Annotated in this window: 15 protein-coding genes; 8 read left to right on the top strand and 7 right to left on the bottom strand. The window is 34.9% G+C overall.

The window, feature by feature from the left end; genetic code table 11:
- Positions 1-524: 524 nt before the first annotated feature.
- Positions 525-1,784 (top strand): group II intron reverse transcriptase/maturase, encoded by a 1,260-nt coding sequence (ltrA, locus tag FHP04_RS05680; RefSeq protein WP_139855014.1) that lies wholly within the window; start codon positions 525-527, stop codon positions 1,782-1,784.
- A gap of 95 nt (positions 1,785-1,879) precedes the next feature.
- Here the strand turns inward: ltrA and FHP04_RS05675 are convergent, their stop codons facing one another.
- Positions 1,880-2,437 carry a DUF1572 family protein gene (locus FHP04_RS05675; RefSeq protein WP_139855013.1) on the bottom strand — a complete coding sequence of 186 codons (558 nt, stop codon included), beginning with the start codon at positions 2,435-2,437 and terminating at the stop codon, positions 1,880-1,882.
- A gap of 133 nt (positions 2,438-2,570) precedes the next feature.
- Complete coding sequence (locus FHP04_RS05670) at positions 2,571-3,191, bottom strand: hypothetical protein (protein ID WP_139855012.1); 621 nt, start codon at positions 3,189-3,191, stop codon at positions 2,571-2,573.
- 532 nt (positions 3,192-3,723) lie between these two features.
- On the opposite strand from FHP04_RS05670, the gene FHP04_RS05665 reads away from it, so the two are divergent.
- Positions 3,724-4,797, top strand: a complete 1,074-nt coding sequence (locus tag FHP04_RS05665; RefSeq protein ID WP_139855011.1) for a tyrosine-type recombinase/integrase — start codon at positions 3,724-3,726, stop codon at positions 4,795-4,797.
- 57 nt (positions 4,798-4,854) lie between these two features.
- On the opposite strand, the gene FHP04_RS05660 is transcribed toward FHP04_RS05665, so the two are convergent.
- Positions 4,855-5,829: a lysophospholipid acyltransferase family protein gene (locus FHP04_RS05660; RefSeq protein WP_246051394.1), complete on the bottom strand. Its 975-nt coding sequence runs from the start codon at positions 5,827-5,829 to the stop codon at positions 4,855-4,857.
- Positions 5,830-6,032: 203 nt separating this feature from the next.
- Between FHP04_RS05660 and FHP04_RS05655 the strand changes: the two genes are divergently transcribed.
- The gene (locus FHP04_RS05655) at positions 6,033-6,683 is read left to right on the top strand and encodes a rhomboid family intramembrane serine protease (protein ID WP_139855010.1); all 651 of its coding nucleotides are present in this window, start codon (positions 6,033-6,035) and stop codon (positions 6,681-6,683) included.
- A 34-nt stretch (positions 6,684-6,717) separates the two neighbouring features.
- Entirely contained in the window at positions 6,718-7,404 is a 687-nt protein-coding gene (locus FHP04_RS05650; protein ID WP_139855009.1) for an SIMPL domain-containing protein, read from the top strand.
- Positions 7,405-7,494: 90 nt separating this feature from the next.
- Here FHP04_RS05650 and FHP04_RS05645 read toward each other — a convergent pair whose 3' ends face one another.
- The 3 genes from FHP04_RS05645 to FHP04_RS14775 form a co-directional block, all read right to left on the bottom strand.
- On the bottom strand, positions 7,495-8,613 hold the full coding sequence (locus FHP04_RS05645) for a TlpA disulfide reductase family protein (protein WP_139855008.1): 1,119 nt from the start codon (positions 8,611-8,613) through the stop codon (positions 7,495-7,497).
- 207 nt (positions 8,614-8,820) lie between these two features.
- Entirely contained in the window at positions 8,821-9,636 is an 816-nt protein-coding gene (locus FHP04_RS05640; RefSeq protein WP_139855007.1) for a 2,3,4,5-tetrahydropyridine-2,6-dicarboxylate N-succinyltransferase, read from the bottom strand.
- A gap of 21 nt (positions 9,637-9,657) precedes the next feature.
- A complete protein-coding gene (locus tag FHP04_RS14775) occupies positions 9,658-9,786 on the bottom strand; it encodes a hypothetical protein (RefSeq protein ID WP_262710109.1) in 129 nt (42 codons plus the stop codon).
- 93 nt (positions 9,787-9,879) lie between these two features.
- Here FHP04_RS14775 and ruvX point away from each other — a divergent pair, with 93 nt between their 5' ends.
- The 4 genes from ruvX (at position 9,880) to mazG (ending at position 12,556) form a co-directional block, all read left to right on the top strand.
- Complete coding sequence (ruvX, locus tag FHP04_RS05635) at positions 9,880-10,290, top strand: Holliday junction resolvase RuvX (protein ID WP_139855006.1); 411 nt, start codon at positions 9,880-9,882, stop codon at positions 10,288-10,290.
- A gap of 69 nt (positions 10,291-10,359) precedes the next feature.
- Complete coding sequence (def, locus tag FHP04_RS05630) at positions 10,360-10,950, top strand: peptide deformylase (protein WP_139855005.1); 591 nt, start codon at positions 10,360-10,362, stop codon at positions 10,948-10,950.
- Positions 10,951-11,012: 62 nt separating this feature from the next.
- Entirely contained in the window at positions 11,013-11,564 is a 552-nt protein-coding gene (locus FHP04_RS05625) for a DUF5606 family protein (protein WP_139855004.1), read from the top strand.
- Positions 11,565-11,779: 215 nt separating this feature from the next.
- The gene (mazG, locus tag FHP04_RS05620; protein WP_139855003.1) at positions 11,780-12,556 is read left to right on the top strand and encodes a nucleoside triphosphate pyrophosphohydrolase; all 777 of its coding nucleotides are present in this window, start codon (positions 11,780-11,782) and stop codon (positions 12,554-12,556) included.
- Between the two features lie 88 nt (positions 12,557-12,644).
- Here the strand turns inward: mazG and FHP04_RS05615 are convergent, their stop codons facing one another.
- Entirely contained in the window at positions 12,645-14,639 is a 1,995-nt protein-coding gene (locus FHP04_RS05615; RefSeq protein ID WP_139855002.1) for a DUF349 domain-containing protein, read from the bottom strand.
- Positions 14,640-14,697: the final 58 nt, after the last annotated feature.

The raw sequence follows: 14,697 nt of genomic DNA, 5'->3' as shown, positions 1-14,697 counted from the left end.
TAATTCTACGATTAGAACCTTAAAATCGTTTTCATGTTTTCTTGCCATATGTTAAATTTAATCATTTAGGGCTTAATTAAGTTGTCACAACAAATATAGACACTCCAGTCAAAGGCACTACCGCCATTTGTAGGGTAAGTAGCGAGCTATGGTAGGAGTAAAGAAGCTGAACGAGAAGAGAGTGAACCCTTGTAGAAGTGTCGTAAACAACTTTAGCATTGTCAAAATCAAAGGATGGGCGGTCCTGCGAGACAGAACTTGACGATCGTAACCTGCAATATTGGTCAAGTGACAATCGGCATAAAGAGGGCAGGAGCTTTACTAGACGGCTCAATTACGGAACAGGAGAAGCTAAGAGTTAGTGCAAAAATGCCACAACCCCGAAGGGCAAGGCAGAAAGTAGCCATACTAGCTATTAGTGACGGATTAGTTCGTAGTAGTGATGATAGCCATTGAAAAATGGCAGGAGCGAAGTGACTGACTTAACAGTTTTAACTTGTATTACAACTAAATGAGAATTTAGGATGATTTTCGAAGAGAAACAAAAGTCGCAACCGATAGAGAAGCGACAGGTATGGGAAGCCTTTCAAAAGGTAAGAAGTAACGGAGGAGCAGCCGGAGTGGATAATTTGTCTATAAAGGAAATCTCCTCACAAGCGAGAAAGTATTTATATCCGGTATGGAATCGTTTGGCAAGTGGCAGTTACTATCCCAAAGCTGTTCGCGAAGTAGCCATACCCAAGTCCGATGGAAGGGTAAGAAAATTGGGCATACCAACGGTACAAGACCGTACGGCACAAATGGTCATCAGAGAGGAATTGGAAACCGTAGTGGATAAGCATTTTAGTGCAAATTCATTTGGCTACCGTCCTCATAAGTCAGCCCACCAAGCCATAAAACAATGCAGGGAAAACTGCATGAAAATGGATTGGGCGATAGACTTAGACATCAAGAGTTTCTTTGATGAGATAGATCATGAGTTAATGATGAAAGCTTTGAGTCATTTTACCGACAAGAAGCACATTCATTTGTACGTAAAACGGTGGTTAGAAGCCTCAATCCAAAAGAAAGACGGTACGATTGAACCACGAAGCAAAGGCACACCACAGGGAGGAGTAATAAGTCCACTATTGGCAAACATCTTCTTGCACTTTGTCTTTGACAAGTGGTTAGAGAAGCACCATCCACAAGTAAAGTTTGAAAGGTATGCCGATGATATTATCATCCATTGCCAAAACTTCAAACAAGCCTTGCGGACATTGGAAGCGGTAAAAGCCCGATTTAGGAAGTGCAAACTTCAAATAAAAGACGGCAAGAGCAATATAGTGTATTGCAAGCGCAACCAAAAGAAGCATCCACCATTTAAGGTGCATTATGTAACCTTAGATTTTTTGGGGTTTACGTTTAAGCCGAGAATGGTTAAGGGATACTTTGGCAACTTTCATTTGGGATTTACACCCTCCATCAGTCGTAAAAGTCAGAAACGCATCAATCAAACTTTATTCAAGATGAAACTGCACCGAATGGTTCACTTACGGCTGCCCGATTTGGCAGCTATCATAGCGGACAGAGTTCGAGGTTGGATTCATTATTATGGTAAAGTTCGAATGAGCGAACTGCATTATGTATTTCGGTTTTTGAATAAGCGATTAGCGAAATGGGTACGAAACAAATATCGGAGGTTCAGGCGAAAACATTGGTACTTTGCTTACAAATGGTTACAGGAAACTGCAAAGCATTATCCTAATCTATTTGTGCATTGGCAATATGGTTTTAAGCCTTGACTTGTTAAGAAGAGCCGTATGATGTGAGAGCATCACGTACGGTTCTGTGAGAGGTTTAGGGGTGAGATTCCCCTTTACCTACTCGACTTTTTTCGTTATTTTAAGTCATCTGAAAAATGTCCATCGTGTTTTCCTTTCGAGAATTTTGTTTTATTAAATTCCGATGATTTTCCTTTTGGGATTGTCAAACTTTTCCATTCAGTTCCTTTAATCATTCTCCCAACATAAACAATTTGTCCAACATGATATGAATAATGGGCATATTGTCGATTTATTGCTTCTAAAATTGAATGAGCTTGATTTCTAATAAAAATCTCTGTTTCAAAATTCTCTCTATTTACAGAATTTAAAGCGTCAAATAGGCATTTCCAACCGTCATTCCATTTTGATAATAATTCATCTTTTGTTTTAATCACAGATTCAAATTCCAAATCACGATTCCGCCATTCTTTTTCTCCGTCAGAAGTAAGGAAATCAGTCCAACGTGATTTCATATTTCCCCAAATATGGTTTACTATTATCGCAATTGAATTTGATTCTTCGTTAAATTGCCAAAAAAAATCATCTTCGTCAAGTTGGTCGAATGTTTTTTCTCCGACAGATTTGTAATATTCAAACTGCTTTTTAATACTATTCAGATATTCTAATTCCATCCTCGATGTTTTTTTCAAATGTTGCACAACGGTCTTGTGTATGGTTAGTTGCGTGGTTAAGCGAGTAAGTTAGCAAATAAATCACAGATAGAACATTCCGCAGGAATGTTCGTAAGTAAGCTGAAAAAAGCAATTAATTATACACGGTGTTACCATACGTTTTTATTTCGATTTTTGGATTCAGTTTTTCATTTAGAAATTCCGAAATTTTTTTATAATCAGACTCGTTTAAATTCATATGATTTAAATAATGCTTTTTTTCGTTTTTTTCAGTCAGAATTATGTCACTTGATTTTAATTCAATATTATTTAGCTTATCAATTGCGATTGTTTGTTTTCTTGCTCCATTTTCAAAACTCAATTCATTATTTTTAATTTCTATAATACCACTTGGAACAAATAAAAACCCTAAAATCAATAATAGAATTCCAGTTAGCAGAAGTAAACTCCACATAATTTTTTCCGATTCAAAATATTTCAGAGCTAAAATTCCACCTACAGATAATATTATCCCAAAAATAAAAGGTACTGTTTTATTATAATCATCATTATTTGTTGGTATTCTTAATTGGTCAACATTTTTACCATTTCTATATTTTATTCTCCCGTAAATACTCCAAATAATAAGTGCAATCCATAAAACTGGAAAAAATTCTCTTATTGGATCAATTAATTCCCTCACATAATTTACTTGAAAGAGCAGAACAATTCCAATAGTCAATATTGTTCCCAAATATGGATTTCGTTTTTTCATCAAATGTATGGTAACGGTTCCGGCTATGGTTTGTTACGGAATGGCACGCAGTGTCATTCGGCCGTAGCCCGAAGATAGCAAAAAAGTATGGAATTTCCGCTAGGAAATTCCGCCGTAATGAATTATAGCCAGTGTTAGCGGCAGTGTTTTTTTCATTATATACACAGATTGGCCGCTTCGGTGGTCAATCCGACGTAGTGTAGGTGATAAGCAAAAGAGTTAGTGAAAGCCCAGATCTAACAGGCGCAGAGCAAGTCGGCCGTGATATTTTGTTTTTATGAGTTCAGCTTTTCCAAATTATCTGACTTAAAAATCCAAAAAAAAATCGCGAAAAAAGAACTAGGCAAAAATTTACGGAATCACATTGCCGCTAACACGTAAATATACGCAATTTAGTAAAATACCCCGAAAAACACCTAATTTTTTACGCAACTACCACCACATAAGCGTTTATACAGTTTTTTCTATGCGTTATTTTGAGGCGTATATCACGAATTTTCAGATTGTTTGATATACAAAATGACGATATGCTATGGACCTGAAAAATTATAAATTCGAACCTGGAGCTCATCGGAATAAACCCGTGATTTGGGTTAGATTTCCATATCAATTCCATCTAAAAAATGCCTTAAAGAAAAGATTTCCATCAGCTAAATGGAGCCAATCCAATAAATCTTGGTATTTATTAGACACACCTGCCGTAAGAGAAGTGCTATTCCTACCTAAAAAAAACAATGAAGATAAATTGCTGTATAATATTCATCCAGTAAATCAGCAAGCTATGTTAAACTTTGTAAACCAATTAAATCTTAAAGCTTATAGCGAAAATACAATTCGGGTTTATTGCACAGAACTAAAGCATTTATTGTTATTGCTAAATAATTATCCTGTAGAAAAGCTTACTCCAGAGAAACTTAAGTCCTATTTCCTCTATTGTTTAAAAAATGAAAGAATGAAAGAGCGAAAATTAAATGGGAAAATAAATGCAATTAAATTTTATTTCGAGCAAGTCTTACACCAGGAGAAGATGTTTTTTGATATCCCAAGACCTAAAAAGCCGGCAACGCTACCAAAAACATTAACCCAACGAGAAATTTCTTTACTTTTTAAACAAGTTACAAACATCAAACACCTCTTAGCATTACAATTATGCTACGGTATGGGCTTGCGAGTAAGTGAGGTGGTTAACCTTAAACTAGAACACATTAATTCTAAAGACGGAATAGTACTGATAGCTCAAGCAAAAGGCAAAAAAGACAGATACGTCCCGTTACCAAATTCGATTTTGCCTTTATTAAGGAGATATTATTTTCAGTATAAACCAAAAAAATACTTACTAGAAGGTAGGTTTGGCGGACAATATTCTAAAGGAACTGTACAAACAATTTTTAGAGAAGCTTTAAAAAATGCAGGAATTAATAAAAATGTAGGCCTACACGGCTTGCGGCATAGTTACGCTTCGCATTTATTACAAACCGGGACAGATATTAGGTTAATTCAAGATTTATTGGGACACTACAGTATTAAAACAACTATGATTTATACCAATGTAACTCAAAAACAACTAAATAAAATTAAAAGTCCATTAGATAGTTTAAATTATTAACTTCCTTATTACTTCAAAGGGTGTCTTTTAAAAGACGCTAAAAAAAATTTGGATTTGTTATTGTTTTCTGTGTTTCCAACGTTTGTGCGACCATAGATAATGCGCTGGGTTTTCACGAATTTGCGTTTCTAACATATCAAAAAACATTCTTGTAATTTGAAAGTCTTCATACGTCTTTGGGTGATCTGCAATAGAAACAAATGTGGCGGTGTAATACCCGCGCTTTACTTTTTCAACTTTTAAATAAAGCACTGCAAAGTCTAACTTTTTAGCCAATTCCTCGGTTCCAGTAAACATAGGTACATCTATACCCATAAATGTATCGCGATATTTAAAGGCATTCAGTTTAGGAGATTGATCGGAAAGAATGTAGGTGAGCGTTTTTATTCCCTTTTTCCATTTTCGGAAAAGAACCGGAACAATTTTTCTATTACTTACAATTATACCTCCAAAATGCTCCCGAGTTTTTTTAACCAAATCGTCAAATTGTTTATTGTCTAACGGCTTGTAAACAGCGTGAGCTTGATGTTTCATGAGTTTGTTTAGAATACCACTCCATTCCCAATTTCCATAATGCCCAGCCATCAATAAAATACTTTTATCACTGATGTAATAGCTGTCTAGAATTTCAACATTGGTAACTAGAAAGCGCTTGCGGATTTCTTTTTCTGAAATGGTAAAAGCTTTTATGGTTTCAAAAATAAGATCGCATAAATGCTTGAAAAAGGCTTTGGTGATTTTATTGCGTTCTTCTTGGGTTTTTTCGGGAAAAGCTAAGGCCAAATTCTCTTTTACTACTTTCTTACGATACCCGACAATGTAGTAAACCAATATAAATAACGCAGTTGATTTTATATATAAAATACGCATTGGCAACTTTGAAATAAGCCACAGAATAGGGTAAACCAATATATATAGAATTCTTTGCATAGGTAATGAAACCGCAAAACTACTCAATTTATTTTTTGAAAGTGTACATTGGAAATAGGAAATTAAAAGTGATTTTTTAATTACTCTCACTCCTTTTATCATTTCCTAAAGTATTGTAACTTCATCACTAGCTGAATTCTCGCTTCAAATAAACGCTATCTTAGAGAATCTATAGTTTTGTCGGTAATTGTTGAAGGTAAAGAAGGTTTGCAAATAGCTGCCAATAAATTCACAATTCGGCTTAAATACTCCTAATTTCACCCTTGGTTTTCGTATTTTTGATTTCAAAATTTTCAACTATTTATATGTTAAACATAGACATCGCAACAATTGTAATTATCGCTGCAAACGTAATTATATCAATGAAAGGTTTTAACGACATAGCCTTTTTTAATAAGTATAAATTCAATATTTCTGGGATACGCCACGGAGAGCAAATAAGAATGTTTAGCTCGGCATTTTTGCACGCAGATTTTTCGCATTTACTTTTCAATATGCTTACCCTATACTTTTTTGCCCCCGTTGTAATTAATAGTATTGGTGTAACTTCCTTCGTAATTATTTATGTTGTAAGCTTATTAGCAGGGAATTTACTTTCGTTTTACTTTCATAAGGATGAACCTCATTACAGCGCAATAGGAGCAAGTGGTGCAGTTATGGGAATCTTGTATTCTGCTATATTATTTCATCCAAATATGGGGCTCTATTTATTTTTTATACCTATTGCTATTCCAGCTTGGTTATTTGGTGTGGCATATTTGTTGTATTCTATCTTCGGAATGAAAAAAAGACTAGGAAATGTAGGTCACGATGCACATATAGGTGGAGCTTTAGGAGGTTATGCACTAACACTAATGTTTGTACCTAGCTTATTTACTACAAGTTTGTGGATTGTTGTGTTACTTGCTGTTCCCTTAATTATTTTATTCATTATGCATAAACTTGGGAAGATTTAAAATCTCAACAGTTATTAAACTAATTCAACAAAATATGAAAGCACTCAAAACCATTTTAATTTTAGCATTAACAACAACCGCAGTTATGGCTCAAAACACTCTTCCACCTCCAACTATAGATGTTACAGGCGAAGGTATTGTACGTGTTGTTCCCGATGAGGTAACAATAAATATTCGTGTAGAAAATACAGGTGAAAACGTTAAATCGTTAAAAAAACAAAACGATGCTATTGTAAACGATGTTATTAAATTTCTGAAGAAAATGAACATCGAAAATAAAGATGTTCAAACCCAGTACATGAATTTAAATAAGAACTACGATTACAACACAAAAACATATACGTTTGCTGCAAACCAGGCTATCTCGATAAAGTTATACGACTTATCTCAATACGAAGCTATAATTAGTGGCCTTCTAGATACGGGCGTTAATCGTATAGATGGTGTTATGTTTTCGTCTTCAAAAAAGGAAGCTTTGGAAAGTCAAGCGCGTAAAAATGCAATCGAAAATGCGTTGATGAAAGCGAAAGAATACGCAGGTGTTTTAAATCAAACTGTAGGGAAAGCAGTTTCAATTAGTGAACAGACAAATGCTGGACCTGGGCCTATAATGTACAAATCTGCAATGATGAGTGATCAAAGTGGAGGAGGTCAAGAAACAATTGCTCCTGGCGAAATGGAGATTAAAACCTCAGTAAATGTTAGTTTTCTTTTAAACTAAAAAGAATAGGGTAGAGGGAAAGTACCTCAATAAAAAAGCCTCGAAAACAATGTGTTTTCGAGGCTTTTTTGGTTTTTAAATTTTTAGAAATTATTCTCCACCTAACAAGGTTGAAATTTTAGCTTCTAAAGCTGCACCTCTAAGGTCTTTATCTATAATAACTCCGTTTTCATCTAGTAAAAAAGTTGCTGGAATAGCACGTATATTGTATTGCTGCGCAATAGGATCTTGCCACCACTTTAAGTTAGAAACGTGATACCAATCCATTTTATCATCTTCAATAGCTTGAAGCCATTTGTCTTTCTGAGTGTCTTTATCTAAGGAAACGCTAATGATGTTTAATCCTTTTTCGTGATATTTATTATAAACCTTTACTACGTTAGGGTTTTCTACACGGCATGGCTTACACCAAGAAGCCCAAAAATCAATTATAGTATATTTTCCTAATGCATCTTCCAACGACATCATTTCGCCAGTAGGAGTAGGAGCGCTAAAATTTGGGGCTTTACTACCAATACTCGCTTTCTTTAAAGACGATACGTTGTTTTTAAGGTCAATAACCAACTCGTTCTCGGCTAGTTTTGGGTTCAGATTGTCAATAAATGTTGAAGCCTCATTTGGGTTTAATTCCTTTTTGCTAACCATTTCAGAAATTAGCATTACAGCGAAAATAGAATTGTTGTTTTTACTTAAGAAATCTTTTTTGAATTCAATTTCCTCATTCATCAAGTTTAAGTTTTCACTTTGCACCTGTGTAATGGCAGCAGTATCATTTTCTTGTTGTGCAGCACGATAACGCTCCATTTGTTGTTGCTTAACTTTGTTTAAAGAAACCATCTTGTCAACAAACTCACTATAAGCTTCGTTTTCTTTTCCACCGCTCACTCTTGAAGCTTGTAGGCTATCCTTATAAACTACAGCTTTCATATCTACGTTTTCAGGGAAATATAAAACAGAGCCGTTCACACCATCTATACGTAAGAAGTTTAGGTTGTAACCTTCACTCTTATTATAAGTAGCCGAAAACTTTCCATCGGTTACTGTTAATGTGTCCACAGCTTTAGGTTGTTTATTTTCTAAGGTGAATACATAAATCTTGTCTCCATTTTCAAACCCAATAGCATCACCTTCAAACTTGTAGCCATTGCTAGCTGAATCGTTACAAGAAACCAGTGAAATTGCAAATAATAAAGCAAATATAAATCTCATAATATTAATCTATTTTAATTTTTGGCAAAAATACAGGTTTAAAACCTTAAAGAGATAAATACCTATTCATTTTGGTTTTAATTAACATACCTAGGTAGTCCCCTGTATTTTATACAATAAAAACGAGTTGCTATATTTAATTATAACAACTCGATATTGTTTTTAAGAATTGGATTGGTTTTAAATCAAAACCAAGGTTCTTCTGGATTATACCGCAACACCGTACTCGCGTAAAGCGTCGTTAAGCGATGTTTTTAAGTTTGTACTTTCTTTGCGTTTCCCAATTATTAGCGCACAAGGAACTTGATATTCACCTGCTGGGAATTTTTTGGTATAACTACCAGGAATTACTACCGAACGCTCAGGAATATAGCCTTTCGTTTCAACAGGAGATTCTCCTGTAACATCTATAATTTTTGTTGAAGCAGTAAGCACTACGTTTGCCCCTAAAACAGCTTCTTTCCCTACGCGTACACCTTCTACAACGATACAGCGCGAGCCTATAAAAGCATCGTCTTCAATAATTACTGGGGAAGCTTGTAAAGGCTCTAAAACCCCTCCAATACCTACACCACCACTAAGGTGAACGTTTTTACCAATTTGAGCACAGCTGCCAACTGTAGCCCAAGTATCTACCATTGTACCTTCATCAACGTAAGCTCCAATGTTTACATAACTAGGCATTAAAATTACCCCTTTTGAAATATAAGCTCCGTGGCGCGCCACAGCATGAGGTACAACGCGAACTCCTTTGGCTTCATACCCAGATTTCAACGGAATTTTATCGTGATACTCAAAAATTCCAGCCTCCATAGTGCGCATTTTCTGGGTAGGGAAGTAAAGCACAATGGCTTTTTTTACCCATTCGTTAACTTGCCACCCATCGGCTACAGGCTCTGCACAACGCAATTTCCCTTGGTCGCATAAATTTACAACTTGACGGATAGCCACAAGTGTTTCAGATTCGGTTAGTAAGGATCGATCGTCCCAAGCTTTTTCTATAATCGTCTTTAGTTCGGTCATTATATATAATCGTTAATAATTTTAATTTACTTTTCTCTTTGTTAATTCTATAGTAGTTAACTTTAACTCACATCCAACTTCTAACCTCCAACCTCCAACTTCCAACTTCCAACTTCCAACTTCCAACCTCCAACTTCCAACTTCTACCATCTAGCCCCTAATCCCACAAATATACTCTTCATAAATCAAAAAAACGGCTCATAATAGTATAGTAATTCACAAAGGCTTATTTTTGCCGAAGTTATGGGAAGAATTTTAGCATTAGATTACGGTAGTAAACGAACAGGCATCGCCATTACAGACGAGTTGCAGCTAATTGCTTCAGGGTTAACCACGGTTGCTACTCCGGAACTAATCGATTTCTTGAAGAAATATATAGCTTCAGAAAAAGTTGAATTGGTTTTGGTAGGTGAACCTAAACAGAAAGATGGAACACATTCCAGTATAGAAGAGGAAATTCAGAAGTTTTTAAAGAAATTTTCAAATATCTTCCCCGACTTACAAGTTAAACGTGTTGACGAACGTTATACTAGCAAAATGGCGTTTCAAACTATGATTGATAGCGGTCTTAAAAAGAAGCAACGTAGAAATAAGGCGCTAGTTGATGAAATTAGTGCAACAATAATTTTACAGGAGTATTTATATAATAAATAACTTTGTGAGCTCGCAATTTATCGCACGCCTAGCATAATAATGAATAAAAATTATAATAGATAATAGAGAATGATTTTACCAATAGTAGCTTACGGCGATCCAGTTTTAAGAAAGGAAACCGAAGAAATAACAAAAGATTATCCAAACCTTAATGAGGTAATCGAAAATATGTTCGAAACAATGTATGAGGCACGTGGTATTGGTCTTGCTGCACCACAGGTAAATTTACCGATTCGTCTTTTTATTGTTGATGCTACCCCTTTTGAAGATGACGAAGATCTTACTGAAGATGAGCAGAAATATGTTTCAACATTTAAGAAGGTATTTATCAACGCTAGAATTTTAGAAGAATCTGGAGATGAATGGGCTTTTAATGAAGGATGTTTAAGTATACCAGATGTTCGCGAAGATGTATTCCGCCAACCTGAAATTGTAATGGAATATTACGATGAAAACTTCAAAAAACACAAGGAGTCTTTTAAAGGAATGGTAGCGAGAATTATTCAACACGAATACGACCATATCGAAGGAGTTTTATTTACCGATAAACTATCTCCGTTAAAGAGAAGATTAATAAAAAGTAAGCTTGCGAATATTTCAAAAGGGAAGATTAACATCGATTACCGAATGAAATTTCCAAATGCAAAAAAGAAACGCTAACTCACTTGCGTATCTAAACCAAACCAAAGATATTTGTAACCATTAAAAAATAAAGGAATTTTATGAGCTTAGAAAAAGTGTTATCAATCTCCGGTAAACCTGGATTATATAAATTGAAATCCCAAACAAGAGCAGGCTTTTTAGCAGAGTCGCTTTTAGATGGTAAAACAATTAACGTAAGTGGCCGTCACAATGTGAGCTTGCTTTCAGAAATTGCTATATACACACTATCAGCAGAGGTTCCACTACGCGAAGTCTTTAATAAGATTGCAACAAAAGAAGAAGGAAAAGAAGCTATTAGTCATAAGTCTTCTAAAATTGAATTGGAAGAATACTTTTTTAGTGTATTACCAGACTACGATGAAGATAGAGTGTATGCTAGTGATATTAAAAAAGTACTACAGTGGTACAACCTTTTAGTTAAAAATGGTCTTACAGATTTTTCTGAAACAAAAGCTGAAAATAAAGAAGAAGACAAAGAAAAAGAAACAGTAGCAGCAAAGCCTAAAAAAGAAACAGCTGCTAAAGCTGCATCTCCTAAAGCTGCAAGTGCAAAAGCGCCTTCAGCAAAAAAAGGTGGAACAGCTAAAAGTACAGCCGCTCGTAAGAAATAATACTTTGTTATTACTTAGAAAGGTTATAGTATTTTATAACGAAAGTCTTAAAATCCAATTGGGTTTTAAGACTTTTTCTTTTAGTAAAAATTTATCACCCGGTATTTTATAATAAACTATAACTTTATAGCCTCTGTGTTATATAGTCTTTAGGCATCGCTATAAATTTGCTTCATTTATTAAATACATTAAAACTTAATTACACCTCATTTACAATGAAAAATACGCGTCAAGACCAACTTAAAGCTTTCGATAGATTGTTAACTATTATGGACGAATTGCGAGAGCAATGCCCTTGGGACAAAAAACAAACTATGGAATCGCTTCGTCATTTAACCATAGAGGAAACCTACGAACTTGGAGATGCAATTCTAGATAACGACCTAGATGAGGTAAAAAAAGAGTTGGGGGATGTTCTTTTGCACATAGTTTTTTACGCAAAGATAGGAAGCGAAACAAACGATTTTGACATTGCAGATGTATGTAACAGTATTTGCGATAAACTTATTGCACGTCACCCACACATTTATGGCGATGTAAAAGTTGCAGATGAAGCTGACGTAAAGCGCAATTGGGAAAACCTGAAATTAAAAGAAGGTAAAACAAGTGTTTTGGAAGGTGTTCCTAAATCTCTACCGGCAGTTGTTAAAGCGAGTCGAATTCAAGAAAAAGTAGCTGGTGTAGGTTTTGACTGGGAAGAACCACAACAGGTTTTTGAAAAATTACAAGAAGAATTAGGTGAATTACAACACGAAATAAACGAAAACAATCAAGATAAAATTGAAGCCGAATTTGGCGATGTACTTTTCTCTATGGTTAACTATGCTCGATTCCTAAATGTAAACCCCGAAAATGCATTAGAGCGCACAAATAAAAAGTTTATTAAACGCTTTCAATACCTAGAAGGAAAAGCTAAAGAGTTGAACAAATCTTTAAAGGATATGACGCTTGCAGAAATGGATGATTTTTGGAATGAAGCAAAACTTCAATAACCACAATAGCATAGCTTAGAAATAAAAAAAGATTTAATCTTTCTCAATTGAAATGATTAAATCTTTTTTTATGCTTAAAAGTTCAATTTTAGTCTTCTCGAACTTCTTTAATTTTTGAAAGCTTAGCCTTCCAAACTTCTAATTGTTCTTTATGACGTTCGATGTTTTTGTGAACTTCTACAACCATAGGATTGTCGTCGTCTACATGGCGGAAGAAACCTAAGTTGTTTTCTAACTGACGGATTTCATCTTTCGTTTCTTCAATCTTTTTAGAAATGAAGAAGTGTTCATTTTTAAGTTTGCGCTCGTCATCTCTGTTTACAAGCGTATTCAGTTTGTTGTCGAACTTTATAAGCTCCGCTTCTTTTTTACCTAAATCAAGCTTTTTGAAAAGTGCATCCAGTATTTTATTAAACTTTTGCTCAATATTACGCTTGTTATATGGTACGCGACCAATTTCTTTCCAAGCAGTAATGTTGTCTTTTATAGCTTTGATATCGGTTTTATGATCACCACTTAATTCAAAAGTAGCAAGTTTTGAAAGCATTGCTTCTTTTGCTTCATAGTGAGCAACCTCTTCTTTATTTGCTTCATTTTTCTGAGCGTGAAGTCGGTCGAAGTAGTGGTTACAAGCTTTTTTAAACTGCTTCCAAATCTTGTCGCTGTATTTTCTTGGCACATGACCAATATTCTTCCAGTCATTCTGAATTTTCTTCATCAACTGGGTTGTAGTTTCAAAATCTTCGCTGTCTTTATTGTCTTCAGCAATTTTAATAAGCTCGCGCTTCATTTCAAGATTTGTAAACTGTTCTTTCTTTTGATTTTTGTAGAAAGAGTTTTTCTGATAATTAAAGCTACTTGTAGCATCTTTAAAAAACTTCCAAATATCCTTGTTGTTTGCTCTTGGTACACGACCCGTATTAAAGAAAGTATCCCTTAACTCTTGCACCTTTTTAATTGAGTTTTGCCATCCTTGGTGACTTGGTTTCGTCTCTTCGGTTGTCTTTTTTATTTCCTCGATAAGTTGTTTTTTCTTTTCGAGGTTGTTTTCAAACTCTTTTTCAGCCTCGGCTAAATACGCTTGACGTTTATCGTGAATAACCTTTGTAGCTTCACTAAACTTATCCCAAACTTCATCACGATATTCCTTAGCAACTGGACCTATATCTTCTTTCCACATTTTGTGAAGCATCTGTAACTCACGGAATGCCTTGTTTACATTTGCTTCTTGCGCAAGTTCCTCAGCTCGGGTAATCAACTTTAACTTAGCATCTAAGTTGTGTTTGAAATCCATATCTCGGAATTCACGATTCAGGTGAAGATAATCGTAGAAGTTTTCAACGTGGTGATGGTAAGTATTCCAAACCGTGTTATACTTGTCTCTCGGTATTGGACCTGCAACGTGCCACTTTTCTTGTATTTCTTTAAAGTGCTTGTAAGTTGTATTGATATTTTCTTCAGCACCTAAAAGGCTTTTTAATTCTTCAATCAACTCCCAGCGCTTATCTAAGTTTGCTTGAAGATCCTTTTTAAGGGATTTATAATAGTTGTTACGCTTCTCCTTATAATCAAAATAAAGTGAATTAAACTTTTTCTTTAACGGAGTAGTGTAGTGGAAGTCAATAATGTTTCCGCCCTCAGCAAGAAAATCTTCTTTCTTATGCTCTAATTCCTCATTAAACTGATTGTTAAACTCCGCGCGAATTTCTTCAACATCGTGTTTTAAATCTTGAATTTTCTTCGTGTTTAATAAAGTTTCAAACTCGGCAATCAACTCTTTTTTAGTTAGTGTACTGTAATCTTTTTGTGCCTCTTCTACTTTAGTTTCGTCTTCTTCCTCATCTTCAGAAGAAGCTACTTCCTCTTCATCTTCAATTTCAATTTCGTCCAGATCAGCAGTAGTAGGAGTAGTTTCCTCTGAAACTGTATCAGAAGCCACCTTTTCTTCTATTTCAACCTTTTCAATTTCTACAGGTGCAACAGATTCTTTTTCAGATGTAGTTTCGTTATCTGGAATTACTTTTTCATTTTCATGATTACTCAATGGAGTAGATGTATCCTTTGGCATTTTTTCGTCAGACATTTCTTTCAATGTTTAGGTTCATTTATCTTAGAGGTTCAATATACTAACAACTCTGCAA

The sequence above is a fragment of the Aequorivita sinensis genome, from assembly GCF_006346335.1.
GTDB lineage: Bacteria > Bacteroidota > Bacteroidia > Flavobacteriales > Flavobacteriaceae > Aequorivita > Aequorivita sinensis.
Note: the sequence above shows the minus strand (reverse complement) of the source record. Positions and strands in the feature narration are given on the sequence as shown.